Origin of the sequence: Streptomyces sp. NBC_01551 (assembly GCF_026339935.1) — a bacterium.
In the GTDB taxonomy this organism is placed as follows: domain Bacteria; phylum Actinomycetota; class Actinomycetes; order Streptomycetales; family Streptomycetaceae; genus Streptomyces.
On record NZ_JAPEPX010000001.1, the window covers coordinates 4,422,441 to 4,447,686 of the forward strand.

At 72.5% G+C, this 25,246-nt stretch carries 25 protein-coding genes, 2 tRNA genes and 1 riboswitch; of the genes, 14 read left to right on the plus strand and 13 right to left on the minus strand.

Going from position 1 to position 25,246, the window contains the following annotated elements; translation table 11 throughout:
- Positions 1 to 46: 46 nt before the first annotated feature.
- The 3 genes from OG982_RS20120 to OG982_RS20130 all read left to right on the plus strand — a co-directional run bounded on the left by OG982_RS20120 (position 47) and on the right by OG982_RS20130 (position 2,295).
- Positions 47 to 120 (plus strand) — tRNA-Met (locus OG982_RS20120).
- Positions 121 to 303: 183 nt separating this feature from the next.
- Positions 304 to 2,160 carry a tetratricopeptide repeat protein gene (locus OG982_RS20125; protein WP_266784773.1) on the plus strand — a complete coding sequence of 619 codons (1,857 nt, stop codon included), beginning with the start codon at positions 304 to 306 and terminating at the stop codon, positions 2,158 to 2,160.
- 61 nt (positions 2,161 to 2,221) lie between these two features.
- A tRNA-Met gene (locus OG982_RS20130) sits at positions 2,222 to 2,295 on the plus strand.
- 129 nt (positions 2,296 to 2,424) lie between these two features.
- On the opposite strand, the gene OG982_RS20135 is transcribed toward OG982_RS20130, so the two are convergent.
- On the minus strand, positions 2,425 to 2,841 hold the full coding sequence (locus OG982_RS20135; RefSeq protein WP_266784771.1) for a Fur family transcriptional regulator: 417 nt from the start codon (positions 2,839 to 2,841) through the stop codon (positions 2,425 to 2,427).
- A gap of 130 nt (positions 2,842 to 2,971) precedes the next feature.
- Between OG982_RS20135 and OG982_RS20140 the strand changes: the two genes are divergently transcribed.
- Positions 2,972 to 4,441 carry a catalase gene (locus OG982_RS20140; RefSeq protein ID WP_323139269.1) on the plus strand — a complete coding sequence of 490 codons (1,470 nt, stop codon included), beginning with the start codon at positions 2,972 to 2,974 and terminating at the stop codon, positions 4,439 to 4,441.
- Between the two features lie 109 nt (positions 4,442 to 4,550).
- Here OG982_RS20140 and OG982_RS20145 read toward each other — a convergent pair whose 3' ends face one another.
- Together OG982_RS20145 and hisN are read right to left on the minus strand one after the other, a co-directional pair.
- Entirely contained in the window at positions 4,551 to 4,946 is a 396-nt protein-coding gene (locus tag OG982_RS20145; protein ID WP_266791827.1) for a cyclic nucleotide-binding/CBS domain-containing protein, read from the minus strand.
- A 184-nt stretch (positions 4,947 to 5,130) separates the two neighbouring features.
- Entirely contained in the window at positions 5,131 to 5,937 is an 807-nt protein-coding gene (gene hisN / locus OG982_RS20150; RefSeq protein WP_266784767.1) for a histidinol-phosphatase, read from the minus strand.
- Between the two features lie 141 nt (positions 5,938 to 6,078).
- On the opposite strand from hisN, the gene OG982_RS20155 reads away from it, so the two are divergent.
- Positions 6,079 to 6,654, plus strand: a complete 576-nt coding sequence (locus OG982_RS20155) for a TetR/AcrR family transcriptional regulator (RefSeq protein WP_266784765.1) — start codon at positions 6,079 to 6,081, stop codon at positions 6,652 to 6,654.
- Here OG982_RS20155 and OG982_RS20160 read toward each other — a convergent pair.
- The 4 genes from OG982_RS20160 to OG982_RS20175 form a co-directional block, all read right to left on the minus strand.
- Positions 6,620 to 6,943, minus strand: a complete 324-nt coding sequence (locus OG982_RS20160) for a multidrug efflux SMR transporter (protein WP_266784763.1) — start codon at positions 6,941 to 6,943, stop codon at positions 6,620 to 6,622. The two genes, OG982_RS20155 and OG982_RS20160, sit on opposite strands and share 35 nt — an antisense overlap.
- Positions 6,944 to 7,065: 122 nt before the next feature.
- Complete coding sequence (rsgA, locus tag OG982_RS20165; protein ID WP_266784761.1) at positions 7,066 to 8,076, minus strand: ribosome small subunit-dependent GTPase A; 1,011 nt, start codon at positions 8,074 to 8,076, stop codon at positions 7,066 to 7,068.
- Positions 8,077 to 8,085: 9 nt separating this feature from the next.
- Entirely contained in the window at positions 8,086 to 9,438 is a 1,353-nt protein-coding gene (gene aroA, locus OG982_RS20170) for a 3-phosphoshikimate 1-carboxyvinyltransferase (protein WP_266784759.1), read from the minus strand.
- Between the two features lie 53 nt (positions 9,439 to 9,491).
- A complete protein-coding gene (locus OG982_RS20175) occupies positions 9,492 to 10,205 on the minus strand; it encodes a M50 family metallopeptidase (protein WP_266784757.1) in 714 nt (237 codons plus the stop codon).
- 53 nt (positions 10,206 to 10,258) lie between these two features.
- Between OG982_RS20175 and OG982_RS20180 the strand changes: the two genes are divergently transcribed.
- The 8 genes from OG982_RS20180 (at position 10,259) to def (ending at position 17,892) form a co-directional block, all read left to right on the plus strand.
- Positions 10,259 to 11,074, plus strand: a complete 816-nt coding sequence (locus OG982_RS20180) for an SOS response-associated peptidase (RefSeq protein ID WP_266784755.1) — start codon at positions 10,259 to 10,261, stop codon at positions 11,072 to 11,074.
- A gap of 17 nt (positions 11,075 to 11,091) precedes the next feature.
- Positions 11,092 to 11,748 carry an alpha/beta family hydrolase gene (locus OG982_RS20185; protein WP_266784753.1) on the plus strand — a complete coding sequence of 219 codons (657 nt, stop codon included), beginning with the start codon at positions 11,092 to 11,094 and terminating at the stop codon, positions 11,746 to 11,748.
- Between the two features lie 182 nt (positions 11,749 to 11,930).
- Positions 11,931 to 12,740, plus strand: a complete 810-nt coding sequence (locus OG982_RS20190; RefSeq protein WP_266784751.1) for a sigma-70 family RNA polymerase sigma factor — start codon at positions 11,931 to 11,933, stop codon at positions 12,738 to 12,740.
- Positions 12,737 to 13,060 carry a mycothiol system anti-sigma-R factor gene (gene rsrA / locus OG982_RS20195; protein WP_266784749.1) on the plus strand — a complete coding sequence of 108 codons (324 nt, stop codon included), beginning with the start codon at positions 12,737 to 12,739 and terminating at the stop codon, positions 13,058 to 13,060. Before OG982_RS20190 ends, rsrA begins: the two co-directional genes overlap by 4 nt.
- Before the next feature lie 173 nt (positions 13,061 to 13,233).
- Positions 13,234 to 14,703, plus strand: coding sequence for an HD-GYP domain-containing protein (locus OG982_RS20200; protein WP_266784747.1), 1,470 nt, complete (start codon positions 13,234 to 13,236; stop codon positions 14,701 to 14,703).
- Positions 14,700 to 16,064 carry an HD-GYP domain-containing protein gene (locus OG982_RS20205; RefSeq protein WP_266784745.1) on the plus strand — a complete coding sequence of 455 codons (1,365 nt, stop codon included), beginning with the start codon at positions 14,700 to 14,702 and terminating at the stop codon, positions 16,062 to 16,064. Before OG982_RS20200 ends, OG982_RS20205 begins: the two co-directional genes overlap by 4 nt.
- Positions 16,065 to 16,177: 113 nt before the next feature.
- Entirely contained in the window at positions 16,178 to 17,164 is a 987-nt protein-coding gene (locus OG982_RS20210) for a hypothetical protein (RefSeq protein ID WP_266784743.1), read from the plus strand.
- 83 nt (positions 17,165 to 17,247) lie between these two features.
- On the plus strand, positions 17,248 to 17,892 hold the full coding sequence (gene def / locus OG982_RS20215) for a peptide deformylase (protein ID WP_266784741.1): 645 nt from the start codon (positions 17,248 to 17,250) through the stop codon (positions 17,890 to 17,892).
- Here the strand turns inward: def and OG982_RS20220 are convergent.
- The 6 genes from OG982_RS20220 to OG982_RS20245 form a co-directional block, all read right to left on the minus strand.
- Entirely contained in the window at positions 17,889 to 18,857 is a 969-nt protein-coding gene (locus OG982_RS20220) for a helix-turn-helix domain-containing protein (RefSeq protein ID WP_266784739.1), read from the minus strand. The genes def and OG982_RS20220 overlap by 4 nt on opposite strands.
- Positions 18,858 to 19,040: 183 nt before the next feature.
- Entirely contained in the window at positions 19,041 to 19,427 is a 387-nt protein-coding gene (locus tag OG982_RS20225) for a DUF3703 domain-containing protein (protein ID WP_266784737.1), read from the minus strand.
- 66 nt (positions 19,428 to 19,493) lie between these two features.
- Positions 19,494 to 20,204 (minus strand): AraC family transcriptional regulator, encoded by a 711-nt coding sequence (locus OG982_RS20230; RefSeq protein ID WP_266784735.1) that lies wholly within the window; start codon positions 20,202 to 20,204, stop codon positions 19,494 to 19,496.
- 95 nt (positions 20,205 to 20,299) lie between these two features.
- Complete coding sequence (locus OG982_RS20235) at positions 20,300 to 21,313, minus strand: ribonucleotide-diphosphate reductase subunit beta (protein ID WP_053691818.1); 1,014 nt, start codon at positions 21,311 to 21,313, stop codon at positions 20,300 to 20,302.
- Positions 21,313 to 23,700 carry a ribonucleoside-diphosphate reductase subunit alpha gene (locus OG982_RS20240; protein WP_266791825.1) on the minus strand — a complete coding sequence of 796 codons (2,388 nt, stop codon included), beginning with the start codon at positions 23,698 to 23,700 and terminating at the stop codon, positions 21,313 to 21,315. Before OG982_RS20240 ends, OG982_RS20235 begins: the two co-directional genes overlap by 1 nt.
- A gap of 173 nt (positions 23,701 to 23,873) precedes the next feature.
- A riboswitch (cobalamin riboswitch) is annotated at positions 23,874 to 23,951 on the minus strand.
- A 75-nt stretch (positions 23,952 to 24,026) separates the two neighbouring features.
- Positions 24,027 to 24,539, minus strand: a complete 513-nt coding sequence (locus tag OG982_RS20245; protein ID WP_266784732.1) for a GNAT family N-acetyltransferase — start codon at positions 24,537 to 24,539, stop codon at positions 24,027 to 24,029.
- 78 nt (positions 24,540 to 24,617) lie between these two features.
- Between OG982_RS20245 and OG982_RS20250 the strand changes: the two genes are divergently transcribed.
- Positions 24,618 to 25,202, plus strand: a complete 585-nt coding sequence (locus OG982_RS20250; protein ID WP_266784730.1) for a Uma2 family endonuclease — start codon at positions 24,618 to 24,620, stop codon at positions 25,200 to 25,202.
- The last annotated feature ends 44 nt before the right edge of the window (positions 25,203 to 25,246 follow it).

Consider the following 25,246-nt stretch of genomic DNA (forward strand, 5'->3'; position numbering starts at 1 on the left):
CGCGGTAATGGCTCCGTCCCGCGTCGTGATACTGTGGTTTCACCGACGCGGGGTGGAGCAGCTCGGTAGCTCGCTGGGCTCATAACCCAGAGGTCGCAGGTTCAAATCCTGTCCCCGCTACTGAAGATGAAGGCCCGGATCCATGGGATCCGGGCCTTCGTCATGTCTACGGGGTAGCTGGGGCGGGTGAGTTCGGGCGGGAGCGTGTTTGACTTGTCTCCCTGTGGGCATGTCGACAAAACGCTGTAGTGACCTCACTGGCTGCGACATACCAGGTGTACGCGGGTAGCAGGTGATGCGACGATGGGATTTATGGGGGACAGGTCAACTCTGCTGGAGACAGGGCGGTTTGTGAGGGCGGAGGCCGAGCCGGGCACGGGAGCCGTGGAGGCGGCTCAGACCGTTAACGCGCAGACCGCACTGACCGATGCGGATTTCGCGGATGAAGCGTTCGTTGAGGCGGACGCGGCGAGTGACGCCGAGCTCGAAGCCCGGCACCGGGTGGCCGCCGACAAGGGCGACCCGGGTGCCATGAGCGTGCTCGGCGCGCTGCTGCTGCGCCGCGGCGACCTGGCCGGGGCCGAGCCCTACCTGCGCGGCGCCACCGCCGAGGGGGACCGTGCCGCCGCGAACAACCTGGGCGTGCTCCTGCACCAGCGCGGCTACCCCGAGGACGCGGCCGGCTGGTGGCGGGTCGCCGCCGTCGCCGGTTCCGCCCCGGCCGCGCACGCGCTGGGCCGTCACTACCGCGAGCGCGGGGACGAGCCGGCCGCCGAGTACTGGATGCGCCAGGCGGCGGAATCCGGCCACGCGCTGGGCGCGTACGGGCTGGCCGACCTGCTGGAGCACCGCGGCGACAAGGGCGTGGAGCGCTGGTTCCGGGCCGCCGCCGAACAGGGGCACCGCGAGGCCGCGTACCGGTTGGCGCGCCACCTGCGCAAGGGCGACCCGGCCGAGGCCGAGCAGTGGTACCGGCAGGCCGCCGCGCGCGGGCACCGCCGTGCCGCGCTGCACCTGGGCGCGCTGCTGGAGGCGCGCGGCGAGCTCAAGGAGGCCGGGCGCTGGTACCTGACCTCCGCCAAGCAGGGCGAGGCGCGGGCGGCGTGCGCGCTCGGCTTCCTGCTGCGCGACGCCGGGGACGAGGAGAGCGCGGCCGCGTGGTGGCGCCGGGCGGCCCAGGACGGCGACGGCAACGCGGCGAACGCCCTGGGCGCGCTGCACGCGGCGCGCGGCGAGACCCAGACCGCCGAGCGCTGGTACCGGGCCGCGATGGACGCGGGCGACCAGAACGGGGCGTACAACCTCGCGCTGCTGTGCGCCGCGCAGGAGCGGACCGCGCAGGCCGAGCAGTGGTACCGGCGCGCGGCGTACGCGGGGCACCGCGAGGCGGCCAACGCGCTGGCGATCCTGCTGCTCCAGGGCGGGGACGCGGCGGGCGCGGAGCCGTGGTTCTCGAAGGCGGCGGAGGCGGGGAGCGTCGACGCGGCGTTCAACCTCGGCATCCTCTTCGCCAGCCGGGACGAGGACCGTACGGCGCTGAAGTGGTACGAGCGGGCCGCGTCGGCGGGACACACCGACGCGGCGCTCCAGGTCGGGATCGCGCTGGTCCGCGACGGCGAGGAGCGGGCCGCGGAGCGGCACCTGCGGTGCGCGGCCGGCGGCGGCAGCGCGGAGGCGGCGTTCCGGCTGGCCTCGCTGCTGGAGTCGCTGGCCCCGCCGCCGGAGCCGGTGGCGCTGGGCGAGCCGGTGGGCGGCGCCGCGCGGACCGAGAGTGAGGAGTGGTACGAGCGGGCCGCCGAGCAGGGGCACCGGCGGGCGCAGGTCCGGGTCGGGATGCTGGCCGCCGCCCGGGGCGACCTGGGGGTCGCGGCGCGGTGGTACCGGGAGGCGGCGGAGGCCGGTTCCCGCAACGGGGCGTTCAACCTGGGGCTGCTGCTGGCCCGCGAGGGGAACGAGCCGGAGGCGGCCCTGTGGTGGACCCGGGCGGCGGTGGCCGGGCACGGCCGGGCGGCGCTGCGGCTGGGGCTGCTGGCGGCGCGGCACGGGGACCTGGCGGAGGGGCAGAAGTGGTGCGTGCGGGCCATGGAACTCGGCCCGGCCGAGGTCTCGGAGCGGGCGGCCCGGCTGCGCGACGCGCTGGCCGAGGAACTCTCGGCCTGAGTGCCGTTCGTTAAGCGATTTGCATCTGTTGGCCGCGTCCCCGTACAGTTGGGTTTACCGACGCGGGGTGGAGCAGCTCGGTAGCTCGCTGGGCTCATAACCCAGAGGTCGCAGGTTCAAATCCTGTCCCCGCTACTGAATGACTCAGGGCCCGGATCCAATGGATCCGGGCCCTGAGTCGTTTCCCACTGCCAAGTGTGCGAAGAGGAGGGGCCCGGGAGCATCGCTCCCGGGCCCCTCTTTCGCGTTCTCGCCGACCGGGCGCTACGCCCCCGCGCAGTTCGGGCAGAGGCCGCGGTACGTCACCTCGACGCCCGACACCGTGAAGCCGAAGCGCTCCGAGTCGGGGAGGTCGGCCAGCGGGTTGCCCGCCGGGTGGACGTCGCGGATCGCGCCGCACTGGGCGCAGACCAGGTGCTGGTGGGGGCGGTGGGCGTTCGGGTCGTACCGCTTGGCGCGCCGGTCCGTGGACACCTCCAGGACCTCGCCGAGGGTCACGAGCTCGCCGAGCGTGTTGTAGACCGTCGCCCGGGAGATCTCCGGCAGCTTGGCCACGGCGCGCGCGTGCACCTCGTCGGCCGTCAGGTGCACGTGGTCACCGTCGAGCACCTCGGCCACGACGCGCCGCTGTGCGGTCATGCGCCATCCGCGTCCGCGAAGTCGTTCCAGCAGGTCACTCATGTACGCCAGCCTAACAGCGAGGCGATCCGGTGTAGAAGCCGAACCGGTGTGGAGTTGGATCCTTACTTGACTTAGACAAAGTCCATCGTAGGATCGAGTACGGCAAACGCCAAGGACAGGTGCAGCAGGAATGACGCAGGAGGCGCACGTGACGCAGGGACCGCTCACCACGGAGGCCGGGGCTCCGGTCGCTGACAACCAGAACAGCGAGACCGCCGGCCTCGGCGGCCCCGTTCTCGTTCAGGACCAGCTCCTCCTGGAGAAGCTCGCCCACTTCAACCGTGAGCGCATCCCGGAGCGCGTGGTGCACGCCCGCGGCGCCGGCGCGTACGGCACGTTCACGCTGACCCGCGACGTCTCGCAGTGGACCCGGGCGAAGTTCCTGTCCGAGGTCGGCAAGGAGACCGAGACCTTCCTGCGCTTCTCCACCGTCGCCGGCAACCTCGGCGCGGCCGACGCGGTGCGCGACCCCCGCGGCTGGGCGCTGAAGTTCTACACCGAAGAGGGCAACTACGACCTCGTCGGCAACAACACCCCGGTGTTCTTCATCAAGGACGCCATCAAGTTCCCGGACTTCATCCACACCCAGAAGCGCGACCCGTACACGGGCTCGCAGGAAGCCGACAACGTGTGGGACTTCTGGGGCCTGAGCCCCGAGTCCACCCACCAGGTGACCTGGCTGTTCGGTGACCGCGGCATACCGGCGTCCTACCGCCACATGAACGGCTACGGCTCGCACACGTTCCAGTGGAACAACGAGGCCGGCGAGGTCTTCTGGGTCAAGTACCACTTCAAGACCGACCAGGGCATCAAGAACCTCACCCAGGCCGAGGCCAACAAGCTCGCCGGCGAGGACCCGGACTCCCACCAGCGCGACCTGCGCGAGTCCATCGAGCGCGGCGAGTTCCCGACCTGGACCGTGCAGGTCCAGATCATGCCGGCGGCCGAGGCGGCCGAGTACCGCTTCAACCCGTTCGACCTCACCAAGGTGTGGCCGCACGAGGACTACCCGCCGATCGAGATCGGCAAGCTGGAGCTCAACCGCAACCCGGAGAACGTCTTCGCCGAGGTCGAGCAGTCGATCTTCTCCCCGGCGCACTTCGTCCCCGGCATCGGTCCGTCCCCCGACAAGATGCTCCAGGGCCGTCTCTTCGCGTACGGCGACGCCCACCGCTACCGCGTCGGCATCAACGCCGACCACCTGCCGGTGAACCGCCCGCACGCCACCGAGGCGCGCACCAACTCCCGTGACGGCTTCCTCTACGACGGCCGCCACAAGGGTGCGAAGAACTACGAGCCGAACAGCTTCGGCGGCCCGTTCCAGACGGACCGCCCGCTGTGGCAGTCCACCGCGGTCACCGGCGGCACGGGCAACCACGCCGCGCCGGTGCACGCCGAGGACAACGACTTCGTCCAGGCGGGCAACCTCTACCGCCTGATGTCGGAGGACGAGAAGTCCCGTCTGGTCGAGAACCTCTCCGGCTTCATCGCCAAGGTCTCGCGTGACGACCTGGCCGAGCGGGCGATCAACAACTTCCGCCAGGCCGACGGAGACTTCGGCAAGCGTCTGGAGGCCGCGGTCCAGGCCCTCCGCGGCTGACCACCCGGCGGCGCAGCCGCCGCCCGCTCGCCGAGAGCCGAAGGGCCGGTCCTGCCAGGGCCGGCCCTTCGGCTGTGCGGGCCACGGGGCCCGCGCGGAGCTGCGGTGGCTACGCGGCCACGCGGCTGCGCCGGGCGGGTACCCAGCAGCGGATGATGTCGCGCACGGACACGATGCCGACCGGGCCGCCGTTCTCCAGCACGATCAGGTGCCGGAAGCCGCCGTGCGCCATCGCCTCGGCGGCTTCCTGGAGCGTTGCCTCGGGGGTGCAGAACACGACGTTGTTGGTGGTGTGGGCGCCGACGGACTCCCGGTCGGGATCGTGGCCCGCGCCGATCGAGTTGAGGATGTCGCGCTCGGTCAGGATGCCGATGCCGCTGTGTTCGGGGTCGAGGACGACGGCCGCGCCGACGCGCCGGCCGGACATCAGGCAGGCCGCCTGACGGAGGGTGTGCGCGGGTCCGAGGGTGAGGATCACGGTGCTCATGGCGTCACGGACGAGCATGAAGAGAGCCACCTCCTGGGTGTACCGCCCGCTTGGGTGGGTGCGCGGAGGGACGAGGCCCCGCACTTAGAGAAGGGCTTCACAAGCGCACAAGCGGGCGGATCCTCAGATTCCCACGAGTACGGAGGGTCATCAAGAGGGCGCGCTCAGCACGCGCGTGGGAGCGGGGCACACGGGCCGCGCGTCAGGCGCGCGGGCGCAGGTACCCCAGCATCTCCTCGTGCAGCAGCCCGTTCGACGCCGCCGCGTTGCCGCCGTCCACCCCGTCGGCCCCGTCCAGGCTGGTGAAACGGCCGCCGGCCTCCTGGACCACGACCGCGATGGCCGCCATGTCCCACAGGTTCAGCTCCGGCTCGGCGCACAGGTCGAGCGAGCCCTCGGCGACCATCATGTACGGCCAGAAGTCGCCGTACCCCCGCGTACGCCAGCACGCGCGGGTCAGTTCCAGGAACCCGGGGAGCCGGCCCTGCTCCTCCCAGCCGGTCAGCGAGGAGTAGGCGAAGGAGGCGTCGCCCATGGTGCCCACCTGCGAGACGCCGAGGCGTACGGGCTCACCGCCCAGCGCACCGCCCGCGAACGCGCCCCCGCCCTGCGCCGCCCACCAGCGACGGCCGAGCGCCGGCGCCGAGACCACGCCGACCACGGGGCGGAAGGCCCCGTCCGCGCTCTCGGCCATCAGGGAGATCAGGGTCGCCCAGACGGGGACCCCGCGCACGTAGTTCTTCGTACCGTCGATCGGGTCCACGACCCAGCGGCGCGGGCCGGAGCCCTCCAGGCCGTACTCCTCTCCCAGGATCGCGTCCTCGGGCCGCGCGGCCAGGATCCCGGCCCGGATGATCTCCTCGGCGGCCTTGTCCGCCTCGCTCACCGGCGTCATGTCCGGCTTGGTCTCGACCTTCAGGTCAAGGGCGCGGAACCGCTGCATCGTGGCGGCGTCCGCCGCGTCGGCGAGTTCGAGGGCGAGGCGCAGGTCATCGTCATACTCGGGCATGCCCGAACAGTATCGGGACGGCCGCACCCCCGCGAAAGGCGTCCACAGTGCGGCCGGGCACGCGCCCTTGACAGGATCTGTCGGCCCGTCAACTCTGGCGGGGGAACCGAGAGGAGCCGGGCGGAGCCAGGGGAGGCGCGGATGCCGGCAGCGCGGGAGTCCTTGTTGGAGGCGGCGGGAGCGGCGCTCTCGGCGCGCCCCTGGCCGGCCGTGCGGATGGTCGACGTGGCGGCGGCCGCCGGGGTGTCCCGGCAGACCCTCTACAACGAGTTCGGCGGCAAGGCGGGCCTGGGCCGCGCCCTGGTCCGGCGCGAGGCCGACCGGTACCTGTCCGGGGTGGACCGTGCCCTCGGCGCGCCGGCGGAGCAGGGCGAGCGCCTCGCGGCCGTGGCGGAGTGGACCGTACAGGCGGCCCGCGCGCATCCCCTCGTACGGGCCCTGCTGACCGGGTTCTGGGACGGGAACCTGCCCGTGCCGCCCGGGGAGCCCTCCCGGCCCGGGATCCCGGCGCTCGGACCCGGGGACCTGACCCGGGCGGTCCGCGACCGGGCCGCGGTCGCGCTCACCCCGGACGGCGGCGACGGGGACGGGGCGCGCCAGGGCGAGCTCGCGCTGCGCCTCGCGCTCTCCTACGTCCTCGTCCCCGGCGAGGAGCCCGGCATCGGCGAACTGGTGCGGCTGCTCAGTGGGCCGAACCGGACAGCTGGAGGCCGATGACGCCCAGGATCACCAGCGAGATCGAGACGAGTTTCAGGGTGGACACCAGGTCCCCGAGGAAGACCATCCCGTAGATCGCGGTCCCGGCCGCGCCGATGCCCGTCCACACCGCGTACGCGGGACCCACGTCCAGCTTCTTCAGCGCCAGCGTGAGCAGGCCGAAGCTGCCGAGCGCGAAGCAGGCGAAGGCCACCGTCGGCCACAGGCGGGTGAAACCGTGGGACAGCTTGAGGCAGACCGCGAAGCCCGTCTCCAGGAATCCGGCGACAATGACGAGCAGCCACGCCATGGCGAATGCCTCCCCGCGTCACGTGACTACGCGTCACTTGGTGCGATTATGCATTTACCAGACACCACCCGCGGCAAACACGGCAAGCACCGCGACAGGACCCCGACAGGACCGCGCGGCGATCAGTCGCCCTCGCGCCGCTCCCGCGTCTCCAGCAGCCGGCGCAGCGAATACAGCCGCGCCGGGTCCGCGTGGCCGTCCTCCACCCACTTGTCGAGCGCGCAGTCCGGCTCGTCGTGGCTGCACGCGCGCGGGCACTCCTCCGTACCCGGCACCAGGTCCGGGAAGGCCAGGATCACCCGGGACGGATCCACGTGGTGCAGGCCGAAGGAGCGCACGCCCGGGGTGTCGATGACCCAGCCCTCGCCCGAGGGCAGCGGCAGCGCGAGCGCGGAGGTGGTGGTGTGCCGGCCGCGGCCGGTCACCGCGTTGACGTGGCCGGTGGCGCGCTGGCGGCCCTCGGCGACGAGCGAGTTGACCAGCGTCGTCTTGCCGACGCCGGAGTGGCCGACGAACGCGGTGATCCGGCCGTTGAGGCGCTCGCGCACCCGGTCGGCCGCGTCGCCGGTCGCCAACTCCTCGCGGTTGGTGACGACGTAGTTCACGCCCAGCGTCGAGTAGATCTCCAGGATCTTGTCGGCGGACGTGAGGTCGGACTTGGTGAGCACCAGCAGCGGCTCCAGCCCGGCGTCGTACGCGGCCACCAGACAGCGGTCGATCATGCGGGGCCGGGGCTCCGGATCGGCCAGCGCCGTGACGATGGCCAGTTGGTCGGCGTTGGCGACGACCACGCGCTCGTACGGGTCGTCGTCGTCGGCGGTGCGCCGCAGGACGGACTTGCGCTCCTCGATCCGCACGATCCGGGCGAGGGTGTCCTTCTTGCCGGACAGGTCGCCGACGATCCAGACCCGGTCGCCGACCACCGCCGCCTTGCGGCCCAGTTCGCGGGCCTTCATGGCGTGCACCGTGCGGTCCTCGACCAGGCAGGTCAGCCGGCCGCGGTCCACGGTGAGGACGAAGCCCTCGGCGGCGTCCTCGTGTTTGGGGCGGATGCTGGTCCGCGGCCGGTTGCCCTTGGGGTTGGGCCGCTGGCGGATGTCGTCCTCGTCGGTGTGCTTGCCGTACCTGCGCATGACGGGGCCCTACGCTCCCGCAACCCGCGAAGTTCGGCCCAGCATGTCTGTCCACATCTTCGGGAAGTCCGGCAGCGTCTTCGCGGTCGTCGCCACGTTCTCGATCTCCACGCCCTCCACGGCCAGTCCGATCACCGCGCCGGCGGTGGCCATGCGGTGGTCGTCGTACGTGTGGAAGGTGCCGCCGCGCAGCGGGCGCGGGCGGATGCGCAGGCCGTCGGCGGTCTCGGTGACGTCGCCGCCGAGCGCGTTGATCTCGCGGGTGAGGGCCGCCAGCCGGTCCGTCTCGTGCAGCCGCAGGTGGGCGACGCCGCGCAGCACCGACTCGGAGTCCGCCAGTGCGGCGACCGCCGCGATGCCCGGGGTCAGCTCGCCGACCTCGCCGAGGTCCACGTCGATGCCGTGGATCTTGCCGGTGCCGGTGAAGACCAGGCCCGCGTCGGTCAGCTCGCAGGAGCCGCCCATCTCCGTGAAGATCCGGCGCAGCGCGTCGCCGGGCTGCGTGGTGCGGCGCGGCCAGTCCGGGATGGTGACCGTGCCGCCGGTGATCAGGGCGGCCGCCATGAAGGGCTGGGCGTTGGACAGGTCCGGCTCCACGACCATGTCGCGGCCGAGCAGCGCGCCGGGCGCGACCCGCCAGACGTCCTTCTCGCCGCCGGCCTCGGGGGTGTCCACCTGGGCGCCCGCCGCGCGCAGCATCTCCACCGTCATCCGGATGTGCGGCATCGAGGGCAGGGTGGTGCCCACGTGCCGGACCTCGACGCCCTGGTTGAAGCGCGGGGCGGAGAGCAGCAGCGCGGAGACGAACTGCGAGGAGTTGCTGGCGTCGATCTCGACCGTGCCGCCCTCCAGGGCCCCGCCGCCCTGGACGGTCAGCGGCAGCGCGCCCCGGCCGTCGTCGTCGATCCGGGCGCCGAGGGCGCGCAGCGCGGTGATGACCTGGCCGAGCGGGCGCTCGTAGGACCGCGGGTCGCCGTCGAAGCGGATGTCGCCCGCGGCGAGGGTGGCGACGGGCGGCAGGAAGCGCATGACCGTGCCCGCGTTGCCGACGTCGACGGTGGCCGGGCCGTGCAGGGCGGCGGGGATGATCCGCCAGGCCTCGCCGCTGTCGCCGTTGCCGCCGGAGCTGGAGGAGACGGTCTCCTCGATGCCGACGCCCAGCGCGCGCAGCGCGTCCGACATCAGCTGGGAGTCGCGGGAGCGCAGCGGGCGGCGCACCCAGCCCGGCTCGGCGGCCAGGGCGGCCAGGACCAGCGCGCGGTTGGTGACCGATTTGGACCCCGGCACGGTGACGGTGGCGTGGACGGCCCCGTCCGCGAGCGGGGCGGGCCAGAGGGCGTGGAGCGCGGGGGTCTCGGTCATGGCCCCCACTTTAGTGGCTCCCCGTGACCTCGGATCTTGATCACCGGCCCGTCTCAGAGGCCGAGAAGCCAGCGCCCGCCGCCGATCAGGGAGCACAGCGCGACGGCGTGGAAGAGGAACAGCCAGACCAGCGGGTGCACATGGGTGAGGCGGCCCAGCTGGTCCGCGTCGGAGTCGGGTGCTCCGCCGTGCCGGCGTTTGGCCTGAAGTTCGAAGACCGGCCGGACCCCGCCCAGCAGCAGGAACCACACCACGGCGTACGCGAAAGCCGCCTGGACCTCGGCCGGGGCCAGCCAGGACACCAGCACGAACGCCGCGCCGGTGAGGACGACCGTCAGCGCCCCGTACGCGTTGCGGATCATCACCAGCATCGCCACCAGCAGCGCGGTCGCCGCCCACAGCAGCAGGGTGATCCGGTGCGCCGACAGCAGCGCGGCCCCGCCGAGGCCCAGCAGCGAGGGCGCCGTGTATCCGGCGGCGGCGGTCAGGATCATGCCGAGGCCGGTCGGCTTGCCGCGGCTGACGGTGACGCCGCTGGTGTCCGAGTGCAGCCGTATCCCGTCCAGGCTCCGGCCGGTCAGCAGAGCGAGCAGCCCGTGCCCGCCCTCGTGCGCGATGGTCACGGCGTTGCGGGACAGCCGCCACAGCGGGCGGGGGCCCACGGCGGTCAACGCGACCAGGCCCGTCACGATCACCAGCCACAGTTCGGGCGGGGTCTGTATGCCCGTGAGCCGGTCCCACAGGCCGGCGGGCGTGGTGCTGTCCATAGAGTGGCGGACTCCTTGCGGTGGTGGACGGGTGCCGTGGCAGTGTGGCAGCCATGTGCGGACGGTATGCAGCGAGTCGTGGACCCGAGGATCTGGTGAAGCTCTTCGGCGTCGAGAAGTGGGAGCCCGAGGAGACGCTGGCCCCCGACTGGAACGTGGCGCCGACCAAGGAGGTCCACGTCGTTCTCGACCGTCCCGTGAAAGACGCCGCGGACCCGCGTCCGGTTCGTCAGCTGCGCGTGCTGAGGTGGGGACTCGTCCCGTCCTGGGCCAAGAGCCCCGAGGGCGCCGCCCGGATGATCAACGCCCGGTCCGAGACCCTCGCCGAGAAGCCGTCCTTCCGCCGCCCGTTCGCGCAGCGCCGCTGCATCATCCCCGCCGACGGCTACTACGAGTGGGTCACCGCCCACGACGAACGGCAGCTGGAGGTCGAGGGCAAGAAGAAACGGGCCCGCAAGCAGCCCTACTTCGTGCTCCCCGCCGACGGCACCGTCTTCGCGATGGCCGGGATATACGAGTTCTGGCGCGACCGGACCCTGCCCGACGAGCACCCGACGGCCTGGTGGGTCACCTGCTCGGTGATCACCACCGAGGCGGAGACCGAGCCGCTGGCGGTGGCCCCCGCCGACGGGCCGGGCTCCCTCTCGGCCATCCACCCCCGGATGCCGGTGATGCTCACCCCGGACAAGTGGGATCCCTGGCTGGACCCGGCCCGGAACGACCCCGACGAGCTCCAGGACCTGCTGGCACCGCCGCCGGGCGGGCTGATGCGGGCCTACCCGGTGTCCACCGCCGTGAGCAACGTCCGCAACAACGGGCCCGAGCTGCTGACGGAGCTGGCCGCGCCGGAGGAGGCGACCCTGTTCTGACCCGGCATGATCGGCGCATGACCACGCGTACCGAGAGTGTCGACACCCCGGCGGGCGAGGCCCGCGTCACCTGGCACCCGGCGGCCGGCGGCCCGGCCCGGCTGGTGCTCGCCGTCAGCCACGGGGCCGGCGGCGGCATCGAGGCGCGGGACCTGCGGGCGCTGGCGGCCGCGCTGCCCGCCCGCGGCGTCACGGTGGCCCTGGTCGAGCAGCCCTGGCGGGTGGCCGGCAAGAAGGTCGCCGCCGCGCCCAAGGTGCTCGACGAGGGCTGGCGCGGGCTGTGGCCGGCGCTGGCGCGACCCGGGCTGCCGGTGGTGGCCGGCGGGCGCAGCGCCGGGGCCCGGGTGGCGTGCCGGACCGCCGCCGATCTGGACGCGGCCGCCGTGCTGGCGCTGTCCTTCCCGCTGCACCCGCCGGGCCGGCCGGAGAAGTCCCGGGCCGGGGAGCTGCTGGGCGCCGGGCGGCCCACGCTGGTGGTGCAGGGCGGCCGGGACCCGTTCGGGCGCCCCGAGGAGTTCCCGCCGCCGGCCGGCGGGGATCCGTACCGGCTCGTGGAGGTCCCGTACGGCGACCACGGCTTCGCGGTGCCGAAGAAGGCGGACCTCACGCAGGACGAGGCCCTCGCGGTGATCACGGAGAACGTCGCCGAATGGCTCGCGGGACTCCCGCTCTGAGCGCGTCTTCGAGGGCGACCTGACATATCCCGGGGTGATCCGCGTCACCGTCGCCGCGGAATCCGCCGGACGGCCCGGAAACGGGCCGCAAACCCGTGCCGCGCCTGGGAATGCGCCGCCCGGTCGGGCTGTTGACCCACATGTCGGAACGCACAGGGAATTCGTCGGAGGAGAGGGAGCGCATGCCCCAGGTCATCAGCCAGAACCGTCCGCAGGCCGCTGACCTGGACTGGACGGTGCTCCCCGCGCCCAAGCGCGGTCGGCTTCGGGCGGCGGAAGCCCGGGATGGTCGACTATTCTCCGATTCGAGCGGGTCCGCTTTCGGCCCCGCCACGCAGTCGGAGGAGGTGGGTCCTGTCGCTGGGACCGACGAAGGCCACGCGGAGGAGACGACCCCGGAGCGCAACGCGCGCTTCGAGCGGGACGCCCTCGGCTACCTCGACCAGATGTACTCGGCCGCGCTGCGCATGACGCGCAATCCGGCCGACGCCGAGGACCTGGTCCAGGAGACGTACGCGAAGGCATACGCGTCCTTCCACCAGTTCCGCGAGGGCACCAACCTGAAGGCGTGGCTCTACCGCATTCTGACCAACACGTTCATCAACTCCTACCGCAAGAAGCAGCGCGAACCCCAGCGCAGCGCGGCCGAGGAGATCGAGGACTGGCAGCTCGCGCGGGCCGAGTCGCACATGTCGACCGGTTTGCGTTCCGCCGAATCGCAGGCGCTCGACCACCTGCCCGATTCGGATGTGAAAGAAGCGCTGCAAGCCATCCCGGAGGAGTTCCGCATCGCGGTCTATCTTGCCGACGTAGAGGGCTTTGCGTACAAGGAGATCGCGGACATCATGGGTACACCCATCGGTACGGTCATGTCGCGACTGCACCGTGGCCGCCGTCAACTCCGCGGAATGCTGGAGGACTATGCCCGTGAGCGCGGGCTGGTCCCCGCCGGCGCGGGAGAGTCGAACGACCTGAAAGGCTCGGGCTCATGAGCTGCGGAGAGCCGCACGAGACGGAGTGCTCTGAGGTCCTGGACCACCTTTATGAGTTCCTCGACCACGAGATGCCGGACAGCGACTGCACGAAGTTCGAGACACACTTCGGCGAGTGCAATCCCTGCCTGGAGAAGTACGGCCTCGAAAAGGCCGTGAAGAAGCTGGTGAAGCGCTGCTGCGGGTCGGACGACGTGCCGACCGACCTGCGTTCCAAGGTGATGGGCCGGATCGAGCTGATCCGCTCGGGACAAGCCGTGCCCGAAGGTGACATCACCGATGTCGCGGCCGGGCCGCCCGCGAGTCCGGCGACCGGTTAGCCGCGTTCGCCCGCAGTTGTCGAACACACGCCCCCGGAAGGGCACTTCGTTCACCCGAAGGTGCTAATCCGGGGGCGTCCGCATGGCCCAGTGCGAAGTTGTGGCCCGCCGGGCGCGGGCCCCGCCTTATTCTCCCCAGTCGGTGCCGCTTCGATCGCGGGGAGGAGAGCGCCATGCGGGGAATTGCGCCGGCGGCGCGCGGCTGTGTCCTGTTCGCCGTCCTCGCCGCGCTCGCGTGCGCCGCTCCCGCCTTCGCGCGCCCCGGTACGCCGTGGCCGGCCGTGGCCGTGCTCGCGGTCCTCTACGCCGGGTGCGAACTGGTGAAGGTCTGCCCGTCGCTCGGGCGGCGGGTGCCCGAGGGCATCGGCTCCTTCTTCCCCGTGCTGCTGGCCGCCGTGTTCCTGCTGCCGCCGGCCGCCGCCGCGCTCGTGGCGCTGCCCGGCGGGTACGCGGCGGCGGTGGCCGAGCGGCCCGTGCGGGTGCGCCGGGTGTGGCACGCGGCGCAGCAGGCGGTCGCCGCCTGGACCGCGGGCCAGGTGTTCGGGCTGCTGAACGGCCCGGCCGCGCTGGGCGCGGGCCCCGGCAGCACCGCCGGGCCCCCCGGTACGGCCGGGTGGGTCGCGGACTTCCCGTACGCGCTGCTCCCGGCGGCGGCCGCCGCCGTCGCGTTCTGCCTGGTGCTGACCGCGCTGGACGGGGCGATCCTGGCCGCCGTCGAACGCCGGCCCGCCGCGACCGTCCGGCGGGGGCCGCCGATACCGGTCAGGTCCCTGGTCCCGCACTGCGTCCACGGCCTGGCCGGGCTGATGATGGCCGTCATGTGGCGCAGCCCGTACGGGCTCCCGGCGGCGCTGCTGGTGCTGCTGCCGATGTACGTCTCCTGCTGGGTGTTCGCCCAGTACCACCGCGAGCGCGCCGCGCACCGGGCCACGATCCGGGCGCTGGTCCAGGCCGTGGACATCAAGGACCGCTATACGCGCGGGCACAGCGAGCGGGTCGGCCAGGCCTCCGCGATGATCGCCCGCGAGCTGGGGATGGCCGGGGAGCGGCTGGAGGTCGTCCGGATCGCCGGGATCCTGCACGACGTCGGGAAACTCGGCGTACCGACCCGGCTGCTGCGCAAGGACGGGCCGCTGACCCCCGAGGAGCGGCGGGTCATCGAACTGCACCCCGAGTACGGGCACGAGATGGTGCGGGGCATCGGCTTCCTCGGGGAGGCCCGGTCCGCGATCCTGCACCACCACGAGCGGGTCGACGGCTCGGGCTATCCCTACGGGCTGTCCGGTGCGCAGATCCCTGAACTGGCCCGGGTGGTGGCGGTGGCCGACGCGTTCGACGCGATGACCTCGACCCGCTCGTACAGCCGGGCGCGGCCGGTGCCGGCCGCCCTGGCCGAGCTGGAACGGTGCGCGGGGGCGCAGTTCGACCCGGCGATGGTGAACGCCCTGGTGGACGCCGTCGGCCGGCACGGCTGGCACCCGGTCGTCACCTCCGACGAGAACCTCCAGGTGATCCCGGCCGCTCCGGCCGTCGCAGCCCCGGCGGCGCCCCCGGCCACCACCATCACCCCGGACGCCGCCCCGGCCGTGAAGCCGTCCGGGCTGGTCGGCAGCCGGCCCCGGGAGCGCGGGGGCGGGGGATGAGGGCGTGGGCCGTGTGGGCGGTGCGGGGGGCCGCCGGGGCGCTGACCCTCGCCGGGCTGGGGCACACGCTGTGGCACGGGATCGCCGAGCCGGGCATCGCCCTCGCCTTCGGCGCCCTCGTCACGCTCGGGGAGCTCGCCCGCCGGGACCGGGGCGACGAGCACCGGGCCGGCGTCCCTCGCGGGGACGGCCGCCGCAGCGGCGCAGGACACCGCGACGGACTCCACCGCGGCGACCACCGCGACGCCGTCGGTCCGTTCGCCGCCGGGGACCGGGGGCCCGCGCCGCTCGGCTCCGCCGCGGCATTCGCGTACGCCCTGCTCGGCCAGGCCGCCGGGCATCCCACCCGGCACGGGGCGCTCCAGGTCGTGGCCGTCGTGGTCGCCGCCGCCCTCGCCGGGACCGTCCCGCACATCGCCCGGGGCCGCGGCCCCGCCCTCGACCACGTGGCCCGCCGGGTACTGACCGTCGCCTTCGCCGCCGCCTGTTTCCAGCCGCTGTACAACTCGGGCCGGCTCGAGGACTGGACCGGGCAGGGCCCGTACCTCGTCGGCTTCCTGGTCGGCCTGCTGGGCTTGACCGCCCTGTGCGACGCCGTGCTCGCCGCCGCCCTCGCCGCGTCCGGGACCGGGTGGCCGTACGGCCCGCTGCTGCGCGAGGAGCTGCGCGCCCGGCCCGGCATCGGCTCCGCGATCTGCGCCACCGGCGTGGTCATGGCGCTCGGCGTCGCGGTGGCCGGGCTGTGGGCCCTGCCCGTGTTCTGCGTGCCGCTGCTGCTGACCCAGATGTCCTTCCACCGGATCACCGCGATCCGCACCACCTACCGCCAGACCATCACCTCGCTCGCCCGGGCCACCGAGATCGCCGGCTACACCCGGCCCGGCCACTCCCGCCGGGTCGCGGCCCTGAGCCGCGCCGTCGGCCGGGAGCTGGGGCTGTCCGAGCGGGAGCTCACGGTGCTGGAGTACGCGGCCCTGATGCACGACATCGGGCAGCTCTCCCTCGTCGACCCCGTCCCGGAGGGGGCCACGGCCGAGCTGCCCGCCGCCGAGGCCCGCCGGATCGCGGAGCTCGGCGGGGAGGTGGCCCGCCGGACCGGGGTGCCGGCCGAGGTCGCGGTCGTGGTGGAACTCCAGGCGGACCCGTACCGGCGCCAGCCCGTCGCCGCGCGGATCGTGCGCGCCGTCAACGCGTACGACGACCTGCTGGGGGCGGCCCGTCACCCGGGCGGCTCACTGGCCGCCCTGGAGCAGCTCAGGCTGGGCACGGGGCGGGACTACCACCCCGAGGTCGTGGAGTCTTTGGCGAGGGTTCTGGCCAGGGGCGGACGTGCCAGAGTTGTTCCCGTCCCACCGGGGTAACCCATGGGTAATGAGCGGCCGTCCGAGCGGGCATGGTTGGATGCCAGTAAGAGTGTCAGTGTGTCCGTGAGAGTGTCCGCAAGGCTGCACCGTTGGACCGGCAGGCGGGAATCGTGAGGATCTTCGGGAAGGTACGGCATCGGCCCTCCGCCTCGTGGCGGCAGGCCACCGACCGCGCGTTCACGCTGATCGGCGACGGTCGGTACGAGGACGCGGGCGCACTCCTGACCCGGGCGGCGGACCTGGAGCCCTGGCTGTCGGAGTCCTGGTTCAACCTGGCGCTGCTCCACAAGTTCCGGCACGACTGGGAACAGGCGCGGGCCGCCGGGCTGCGCGCCGTGGCCCTGCTGGACCGAGAGACCGGCGCCCCGGACTGGTGGAACGTCGGGATCGCCGCGACCGCGCTCCAGGACTGGCCGCTGGCCCGCCGCGCCTGGCAGGCGTACGGGCTGAAGGTGCCCGGGGAGGCCGCCGGGAACGGCGAGCCCGTCGGCATGGAGCTGGGCAGCGCCGCCGTACGGCTGTCGCCGGAGGGCGAGGCCGAGGTGGTGTGGGGCCGCAGGCTGGACCCGGCGCGGATGGAGGTCCTGTCGATCCCGCTGCCCTCGTCCGGGCGGCGCTGGGGCGAGGTGGTCCTGCACGACGGGGTGCCGCACGGCGAGCGGGTCACCGCGGCCGGGCCCTCGTACCCCGTCTTCGACGAGATCGAGCTGTGGGCCCCCTCACCGGTGCCGACCTGGGTCGTGCTGCTGGAGGCGGCCGGCGAGGCGGACCGCGACGCCCTGGAGCAGCTGGCCTCGGACGCCGGGTTCGCCGCGGAGGACTGGTCCTCGTCGGTGCGGCTGCTGTGCCGGACCTGCTCGGAGAGCGCGATGCCGAGCGGCGAGGGCGACGGGGAGCACCTGGACCCGCACGACCACAGCGAACCGGGGCACCCCGGGCCGCTGGGCCACCGTACGGCCGGGTCGGGCTCGCTGTGGGTCCCCGAGCGCGAGTGCGGGATCGCGGCGCCGGCCGGACTGGTGCGCGGACTGCTCGACGGCTGGGTCGCGGACAGCCCGGACACCCGGGAGTGGCGGGATCTCGAAGAAGTCTGCTGAGCCGGGGCCGTAGGCTGTACGGGCACATCGGTGGCCATCGGCGACCACGGGTGAACGGGACTTACGGAAGGCGTACGGCGGACATGGCGCAGCAGGAGAACGAGGTTGTCGGTGTGGTCGAGGCCGTGAACGACGGGTACGTGGTGGACACCGAGAACTGTGCGGAGCGCGAGCTCGCCCACCGCGAGCGCGGCACCGCCCGCCCGATCACCGTCGTCGGCAACCCGGTCCTGCACCGGGAGTGCAAGGACGTCACCGAGTTCGGCGACGAGCTGGCGCAGCTGATCGACGACATGTTCGCCAGCCAGAAGGCCGCCGAGGGCGTGGGCCTGGCCGCGAACCAGATCGGCGTGGACGCCAAGGTCTTCGTCTACGACTGCCCGGACGACGACGGCGTGCGGCACACCGGCGTCGTGATCAACCCGAAGCTGATCGAGCTGCCGGCCGCCACCCGCGTCCTGGACGACTCGAACGAGGGCTGCCTGTCGGTCCCGACCGCGTACGCCGCGCTGGCGCGCCCGGACTACGCCGAGGTCGAGGGCCAGGACGCGCAGGGCAACCCGATCAAGGTGCGCGGCACGGGCTACTTCGCGCGCTGCCTCCAGCACGAGACGGACCACCTGTACGGGTACCTGTACATCGACCGCCTCTCCAAGCGCGACCGCAAGGACGCGCTGCGGCAGATGGAAGAGGGCACCCCGCGCTACGAGACGGTCCCCAACGCCTAAGCCACCGCCCGCGGGCCGCGGAACGCGCGCCGGAAGGCGTTCGGCGTGGTGCCCAGGGTGCGCAGGAAGTGGTGGCGCAGGGCTGCCGCGTTGCCGAAGCCGCAGCGGCCGGCGATCGCGTCGACCGTGTCGTCCGTGGCCTCCAGGAGCTCCTGCGCCAGCAGCACGCGCTGGCGCAGCACCCACTGGTAGGGGGTGGTCCCGGTCTCCTGGAGGAAGCGGCGGGCGAAGGTGCGCGGGGACATCGCGGCGCGCTCCGCGAGCTGCTCGACGGTGATCTCGTCCTCCAGGTGACGGGCCATCCAGCCGATCACCTCGCCCACCGTGTCGCACTCCGTGCGCGGCAGCGGCCGCCGGATGAACTGGGCCTGGCCGCCGTCGCGGTGCGGCGGGACGACCATCCGCCGCGCGATGACGTTGGCCACCTCGGCCCCGTGCTCCTGGCGGACCACGTGCAGGCACGCGTCGATGCCCGAGGCCGTGCCCGCGGCGGTGATCACCGGCCCCTCGTCCACGTACAGCACGTCGGGGTCCACCTTGGCCTTCGGGAAGCGCCGGACCAGCGCCGGGGTGTGCATCCAGTGCGTGGTGCAGCGCCGGCCGTCCAGCAGCCCGGCGGCGCCCAGCACGAAGGCCCCGCTGCACACGCTCAGCACCCGCGCGCCCCGGTCCACGGCCCGGCGCAGCGCCGCCAGCAGCGGCTCCGGGTACTCCCGCGTCGGCGCCGCGCGGTCGGCGGGCACGCAGATCAGGTCCGCGCTCTCCAGCCGCTCCAGCCCGTGCGGGACGACGATGTCGAAGTGCCCGTCGCCGGTGGGGGAGCGCCGGTCCTCCGCCGTGCACACGGCGAAGTCGTACACCGGCAGCCCCATCTCGCTGCGGTCGACCCCGAAGACCTCGCAGAAGATGCCCAGCTCGAAGGGGGCGACGCCATTGACGAGGGCCACGGCCACGTTGTTCAGCATGACTCCAGTGTGGCAGTAATTCGACCTTTCATGACAGTCCTGCCACTGTCCGGGTTTCGCCGCACTGGGGAGAGTGGAGTCATGAACACGTTCCTCGACTACCTCGTCGTCCTCGCCATCGCCGCCTTCCTCCTCGGCCCCGCGCTCTACGGCGCGCTGCGCGACCGCCGCATCGACGGGCAGCTACGCGCGGCCAAGCAGCGCGCGCAGATCATCCGGGAGGGGCATGGGAGTGCGCAGCCCCGCCGCCGTACGCCCCGTGTTTCCGTACGGCACGCGCCCGGTCACTGACCCGGCCCCCGCCACCAGGATCCGTACCACCTGCCCCACCGCCTCCGCCCGGTCCCGGCAGAGCACCGCGAGGCGGAACATGTGCCAGTGGGCACGGGTGTGGGGCCAGGCCCAGTCCTGGGAGATGATGTGGGCCCGCTCCAGGGCCGTCCACATGGCCCGGGTGTCGGGCGCCGCGTCGCGGGCGCGCAGCAGCTCGGCCTCGAAGGCCTCGCGCACGGCCGGCGGCATGGTCTTCCCGGTACAGGCGGCGACGCATTTCCTCATCGTGTTTCGCATGCGTCCACAGTGCGGCCGAAGACCCCTCGGGCGCTTGAACGAACCTGCTGCATCGCGCGCGAGCCGCTACATCCACCGGATGGTGCGGGTGAAGTCCGACGGCGCCATCCCGAACATCCGCCGCCACACCCGGCTGAGATGCGCCCCGTCCGCGAAGCCGGCGCCGTGCGCCGCGTCCGTCAGGGAGTGCCCCCGGGAGGCGAGTTCGGCGGCCCGCATCAGCCGCAGCCACAGCACGTACGGCCGGAACGGCAGCCCCAGCTGCGCCTGGAACAGGTGCGCGAGGCGGCTCTCCGACAGGCACGCCACCTCGGCCGCCTGGGACAGCCGTACCCGGTCCTGACCCGGCAGCCAGGCCAGTACCCGCGCCAGCCCCGGATGCGGATCCCCGCCCGCCAGCGGCTCCCGGGGCAGTACGGAGTCCAGCGCGCAGGCCGCCTCGAAGGGATCGGCGGGCAGCACGGTCGGAACGAGGTCCCCCGCGTCCCCCGCCAGCTCCGTGAGCCGGCGCCCGGCCGAGGAGAGCGGGTCGAAGTGCAGGACCACCCCGCGCGCGACCCCGCCCAGCACGGAGTGCCGTACCCCGGCCGGGACCACGTACGCCCGGCACCGGAAGGGCTCCCCGCCCGGCCCGGCCAGCACCAGCTCGTCCCCGTCCAGCGCGGCGATGACCTGCACGGAATGGTGCGCGTGCGCGGTCGCGGACCCGACGGCGCCCCCGTACAGCAGGCCCCCGGGCCGCAGCCGGGCCCGCCCGGCCCACCCGGTCACGGACACGACGAAGCGCCCCCGCCCAGGATCCCGGTCATCCGGGTCGTTCTCCCCATGGGCGGGGACGCTATCAAGCCGTGACGGCCTTGCCGGGACGGGACCTAGAAGTCCTCGTCCAGGTCGACCGTGCCCTCGACCGCGACCTGGTAGGCCGACGGACGGCGCTCGAAGAAGTTCGTCAGCTCCTGCACGCCCTGGAGCTCCATGAAGGAGAACGGGTTCTGCGAGCCGTACACCGGCGGGAAGCCGAGGCGGACCAGGCGCTGGTCCGCGACGCACTCCAGGTACTCGCGCATCGACTCGGTGTTCATGCCCGGCAGGCCGTCACCGCACAGGTCGCGGCCGAACTGCAGCTCCGCCTCCACGGCCTCCTTCAGCATGTCGGTGACCTGCTGCTGGAGCGCGTCGTCGAAGAGCTCCGGCTCCTCCTTGCGGACCGTGTCCACGACCTCGAACGCGAAGTTCATGTGCATGGTCTCGTCGCGGAACACCCAGTTGGTGCCCGTGGCCAGGCCGTGCAGCAGGCCGCGCGAGCGGAACCAGTACACGTAGGCGAAGGCGCCGTAGAAGAACAGGCCCTCGATGCACGCCGCGAAGCAGATCAGGTTCAGCAGGAAACGACGGCGGTCGGCCTGCGTCTCCAGCCGGTCGATCTTCTCGACCGAGTCCATCCACTTGAAGCAGAACTGAGCCTTCTCGCGGATCGACGGGATCTCCTCGACGGCGTCGAACGCGGCCGCGCGGTCGTCCGGGTCGGGCAGGTAGGTGTCGAGCAGCGTCAGGTAGAACTGGACGTGCACGGCCTCCTCGAACAGCTGGCGCGACAGGTACAGGCGCGCCTCCGGGGAGTTGATGTGCTTGTAGAGCGTCAGCACCAGGTTGTTCGAGACGATCGAGTCACCGGTCGCGAAGAACGCGACCAGGCGGCCGATCATGTGCTGCTCGGCGGGCGTCAGCTTCGCGAGGTCGGCGACGTCCGAGTGGAGGTCGACCTCCTCGACGGTCCAGGTGTTCTTGATCGCGTCGCGGTAGCGCTCGTAGAAGTCCGGGTAGCGCATGGGACGGAGCGTGAGCTCGAAGCCCGGGTCCAGGAGGTTCTTGTCGGTGGAGCTCATTACTGGCAGGCCTCGCAGGACTCGGGGTTCTCAAGGGAGCAGGCCAGCGCCTCGGCGTCGGCGACCGCCTGGGGCAGCGCGACGGGGGTGGCCGCCTGCGCGGCGCGGGCGATCTTCGTCGCGGGGCGCGAACGCAGGTAGTACGTGGTCTTCAGCCCCTGCTTCCAGGCGTACGCGTACATCGACGACAGCTTGCCGATGGTGGGCGTCTCCAGGAACAGGTTCAGCGACTGCGACTGGTCGAGGAACGGCGTACGGGCCGCCGCCATGTCGATCAGACCGCGCTGCGGGATCTCCCACGCCGTGCGGTACAGCTCGCGCACCTCGGCCGGGATCCAGCCGAAGCCCTGGACGGAGCCGGAGGACTCGCGCAGCGCCTCGCGGGTCTGGGCGTCCCAGACGCCGAGGCCCTTCAGCTCCTCCACCAGGTAACCGTTGACCTGGAGGAACTCACCCGACAGCGTCTCGCGCTTGAAGAGGTTGGAGACCTGCGGCTCGATGCACTCGTACACGCCGGCGATGGAGGCGATCGTCGCCGTCGGCGCGATGGCCAGCAGCAGCGAGTTGCGCATGCCGGACTTCGCGACGCGGGCGCGCAGCGCGTCCCAGCGCTCGGGCCAGTTCAGCTCGACGTCGTAGTGGTCCGGGTGCAGGACGCCGCGGGCGGTACGGGTCTGCTCCCAGGCCGGGAGCGGTCCGCTGCGCTCGGCGAGGTCGCAGGAGGCCTCGTACGCGGCCAGCATGATGCGCTCGGAGAGCTTGGTGGACAGCGCCTTCGCCTCGGGGGAGTCGAACGGCAGCTTCAGCTTGAAGAAGACGTCCTGGAGGCCCATCGCGCCCAGGCCCACCGGACGCCAGCGGGCGTTGGAGCGGCCTGCCTGCTCGGTCGGGTAGAAGTTGATGTCCACCACGCGGTCGAGGAAGGTCACGGCGGTGCGGACGGTCTCGTCCAGCCGCTCCCAGTCGATCTCGCCCGACTCCGTCAGGACGAACGCGCCCAGGTTGACCGAGCCGAGGTTGCAGACGGCGGTCTCGCCGTCGTTGGTGACCTCGATGATCTCGGTGCAGAGGTTCGAGGAGTGGACGACGGTGCCCGGCTCGGCGGTCTGGTTCGCCGTGCGGTTGGAGGCGTCCTTGAAGGTCATCCAGCCCTGGCCGGTCTGCGCGAGGGTGCGCATCATCCGGCCGTACAGGTCGCGGGCGGGCATGGTCTTGCGGGCCAGGCCGTCCGCCTCGGCCTTGCGGTAGGCGGCGTCGAACTCGTCGCCCCACAGGTCGACCAGCTCGGGCACGTCGGCCGGGGAGAACAGCGACCAGTCGGCGTCGGCGTTCACACGGCGCATGAACTCGTCCGGCACCCAGTGGGCCAGGTTCAGGTTGTGGGTGCGGCGCTGGTCCTCGCCGGTGTTGTCGCGGAGCTCCAGGAACTCCTCGATGTCCGCGTGCCAGGTCTCCAGGTAGACCGCGGCGGCGCCCTTGCGGCGGCCGCCCTGGTTCACGGCGGCGACGGAGGCGTCCAGCGTCTTCAGGAACGGCACGATGCCGTTGGAGTGGCCGTTCGTACCCCGGATCAGCGAACCGCGGGCGCGGATGCGGGAGTACGAGAGGCCGATGCCGCCGGCGTGCTTGGAGAGGCGGGCGACCTGGTGGTAGCGGTCGTAGATCGAGTCGAGCTCGTCCAGCGGGGAGTCCAGCAGGTAGCAGGAGGACATCTGCGGGTGCCGGGTGCCGGAGTTGAAGAGCGTGGGGGAGGACGGCAGGTAGTCGAGGCGGCTCATCAGCCGGTAGAGCGAGGCCACTTCCTCGACGGCCTGGACGGTGTCGTTCTCGGCGAGGCCGCACGCCACGCGCAGCATGAAGAACTGCGGGGTCTCGACCACCTGGCGGGTGATCGGGTGGCGCAGCAGGTAGCGGCTGTGCAGGGTGCGCAGGCCGAAGAAGCCGAAGCGGTCGTCGGCGCCCTCGGCGAGCGTGTGCTCGACCAGCGCGTCCAGGCGGGCCGCGTGGGCCTGGACGAACGCGGCGGTGCGGTCGGCGATCAGGCCCTCGCGGTGGCCGACGGCGACGGAGGCGGAGAAGGAGGTGGCCCCCTGGCCGGCGGCCTCGTCGCGGACGGCGAGCGTCAGCAGGCGGGCGGCGAGGCGGGAGTACGCCGGGTCCTCGGAGATCAGACCGGCCGCGGCCTCCGTGGCGAGCGAGCGCAGCTCGGCCTCGTCGGCGGCCGAGCTGCGGCCGCGCAGGGCGGCGGCGGCCACCCGGCCGGGGTCGGTGTCGGGAAGGTCGGCGGTCAGCTCGGTGAGGGTACGCAGCAGTGCGGCCCCAGGTCCCCCGGTCTCGATTCCGGTGTCGGACGGGTCGGACTCGGCGCGCGGTGCGGAAGGCGCGATGGTCACGGGGGGAGCTCTCCCTCGCTCGGCTCCGGGGCACCTGCGGTGCGGGGAGCGAGCGGGCGCGCGCGGACAGGGGCCCCGGAGGGCACACCGCGCGGCGTCCACCGGCCCAACCGCGAGGCCCGGACGTGTCGAAACCCGGTTCGGTCGAGCCGGGCGCGCTGTCGGCAGGTCCTCGGACTTGCGGTGACACCAATGGGTGTACTTCATACCGTTGCGGGACAGTTCCGGATTCACACCGGATTCCCCTGCGACGACAGCGAGGATGAGCATACATGTGGGGGGCCGTTGATGCGCGACCCCCCACATGTTGTGTCGGCCTGCTACCGATCCAGTACGCGCAGCTCCAACGCGTAGGTCAGCAGCGGCACCTCGGGGACCGGGGACCAGTCCCGGTCCGGGGTCCGTACGAAGCCCAGCCGCTCGTATATCCGGTGCGCGGCGGGGCTCTCGGCCTGGGTGGAGAGCACCAGCCGGGCCACGCCGTCGATGGCCCGCGCCCGCTCGACGCAGGCGCGCACCAGGGCCTCCCCGGCGCCCTTCCCGCGCCCGGCCCGGCCGACGGCCAGCATCCGGAACTCGGCCTCGCCGGGCCCGGCCACATCGGCCATCCGGCTGCCGGGCGGGGCGAAGGTCACACCGCCCAGGAGCACGCCGTCGAGCGTGGCCACGATCACCTCACCCTCGCCGGCCCGCCCGGCGACGTCACGCAGCTTGCGCTCGTAGGAGTCGTCCTCGTTGCCGTCCAGGAGCCCGTCGTCGAGATACGCCTGGGCACAGATGTCCCCGAGCCCGGCGTAGTCCTCGGGCACGGCAGTTCTGATCACGATGTCCATGGGGTCGAGTGTGCGGGACGGGTGTCGGCGCCCGGCGCTATCGTCGGAGACGGCACCGTCGAGGAAGGCGAGCGAGGCATGACCGTGATGACCGACAGGCCCCAGATGCTGACCGCGGACTTCGAGACTCTCGCGCGCATAGGCGCCCGGGAGGTCGAAGGGCTGCGGCTTGAGTTCATCACCGGCAAGATGGGGGTCAAAGCGGTGCCGGACGGGGATCACGACCGAATCGTTGTCTGGCTCGCCCGCATGTGCATGCAGTACCGGCCTGAACAGTGGCTGCATGTCGAGCGCGGATTGATGGTCGAGGAGTATCGCTCGGGTCGCGCGCGCCCAGACGCGTTGATGGCCCCGGACGATGCGTTCGTCGGCCAGGGCGAGTGGGCTGATCCGACTCCGGTCCTGATGGTTGTCGAGGTCACCTCGTACGACTCCGACACCGACGGGCGCGACCGCAAAGAGAAGCCCCGCGCGTACGCGGAGACCGGCATCCCGGTCTACCTGCTGATCGACCGGGACAACGGCCTGGTTCTGGTTCACAGCGAGCCCGACGGGCAGCGGTACGAGACCGTACAGACCGTTCCTTTCGGAAAGGACGTCTGCCTGCCCGACCCCGTCGGTATCACCCTCCCCACCGAGCCACTCAAAGACTGGGTGCGCTGAACCCGAGCAATGTGAAGGGCCCCGCCGCATCCGGCGGGGCCCTC

What these genes read in the sequence shown, in the direction of transcription:
- OG982_RS20185 (WP_266784753.1), top strand. Translation starts at nt 11,092, where the DNA reads ATGACCACGCGTACCGAGAGTGTCGACACCCCGGCGGGCGAGGCCCGC.
- OG982_RS20220 (WP_266784739.1), bottom strand. Translation starts at nt 18,857, where the DNA reads ATGCTGAACAACGTGGCCGTGGCCCTCGTCAATGGCGTCGCCCCCTTC.
- OG982_RS20205 (WP_266784745.1), top strand. Translation starts at nt 14,700, where the DNA reads ATGAGGGCGTGGGCCGTGTGGGCGGTGCGGGGGGCCGCCGGGGCGCTG.
- hisN (WP_266784767.1), bottom strand. Translation starts at nt 5,937, where the DNA reads ATGCCCGAGTATGACGATGACCTGCGCCTCGCCCTCGAACTCGCCGAC.
- OG982_RS20145 (WP_266791827.1), bottom strand. Translation starts at nt 4,946, where the DNA reads ATGCTCGTCCGTGACGCCATGAGCACCGTGATCCTCACCCTCGGACCC.
- OG982_RS20200 (WP_266784747.1), top strand. Translation starts at nt 13,234, where the DNA reads ATGCGGGGAATTGCGCCGGCGGCGCGCGGCTGTGTCCTGTTCGCCGTC.
- OG982_RS20175 (WP_266784757.1), bottom strand. Translation starts at nt 10,205, where the DNA reads ATGGACAGCACCACGCCCGCCGGCCTGTGGGACCGGCTCACGGGCATA.
- rsgA (WP_266784761.1), bottom strand. Translation starts at nt 8,076, where the DNA reads ATGCGCAGGTACGGCAAGCACACCGACGAGGACGACATCCGCCAGCGG.
- OG982_RS20245 (WP_266784732.1), bottom strand. Translation starts at nt 24,539, where the DNA reads ATGGACATCGTGATCAGAACTGCCGTGCCCGAGGACTACGCCGGGCTC.
- rsrA (WP_266784749.1), top strand. Translation starts at nt 12,737, where the DNA reads ATGAGCTGCGGAGAGCCGCACGAGACGGAGTGCTCTGAGGTCCTGGAC.
- OG982_RS20235 (WP_053691818.1), bottom strand. Translation starts at nt 21,313, where the DNA reads ATGAGCTCCACCGACAAGAACCTCCTGGACCCGGGCTTCGAGCTCACG.
- OG982_RS20160 (WP_266784763.1), bottom strand. Translation starts at nt 6,943, where the DNA reads ATGGCGTGGCTGCTCGTCATTGTCGCCGGATTCCTGGAGACGGGCTTC.
- OG982_RS20140 (WP_323139269.1), top strand. Translation starts at nt 2,972, where the DNA reads ATGACGCAGGAGGCGCACGTGACGCAGGGACCGCTCACCACGGAGGCC.
- aroA (WP_266784759.1), bottom strand. Translation starts at nt 9,438, where the DNA reads ATGACCGAGACCCCCGCGCTCCACGCCCTCTGGCCCGCCCCGCTCGCG.
- OG982_RS20155 (WP_266784765.1), top strand. Translation starts at nt 6,079, where the DNA reads ATGCCGGCAGCGCGGGAGTCCTTGTTGGAGGCGGCGGGAGCGGCGCTC.
- OG982_RS20135 (WP_266784771.1), bottom strand. Translation starts at nt 2,841, where the DNA reads ATGAGTGACCTGCTGGAACGACTTCGCGGACGCGGATGGCGCATGACC.
- OG982_RS20250 (WP_266784730.1), top strand. Translation starts at nt 24,618, where the DNA reads ATGACCGTGATGACCGACAGGCCCCAGATGCTGACCGCGGACTTCGAG.
- OG982_RS20225 (WP_266784737.1), bottom strand. Translation starts at nt 19,427, where the DNA reads ATGCGAAACACGATGAGGAAATGCGTCGCCGCCTGTACCGGGAAGACC.
- OG982_RS20125 (WP_266784773.1), top strand. Translation starts at nt 304, where the DNA reads ATGGGATTTATGGGGGACAGGTCAACTCTGCTGGAGACAGGGCGGTTT.
- def (WP_266784741.1), top strand. Translation starts at nt 17,248, where the DNA reads ATGGCGCAGCAGGAGAACGAGGTTGTCGGTGTGGTCGAGGCCGTGAAC.
- OG982_RS20180 (WP_266784755.1), top strand. Translation starts at nt 10,259, where the DNA reads ATGTGCGGACGGTATGCAGCGAGTCGTGGACCCGAGGATCTGGTGAAG.
- OG982_RS20190 (WP_266784751.1), top strand. Translation starts at nt 11,931, where the DNA reads ATGCCCCAGGTCATCAGCCAGAACCGTCCGCAGGCCGCTGACCTGGAC.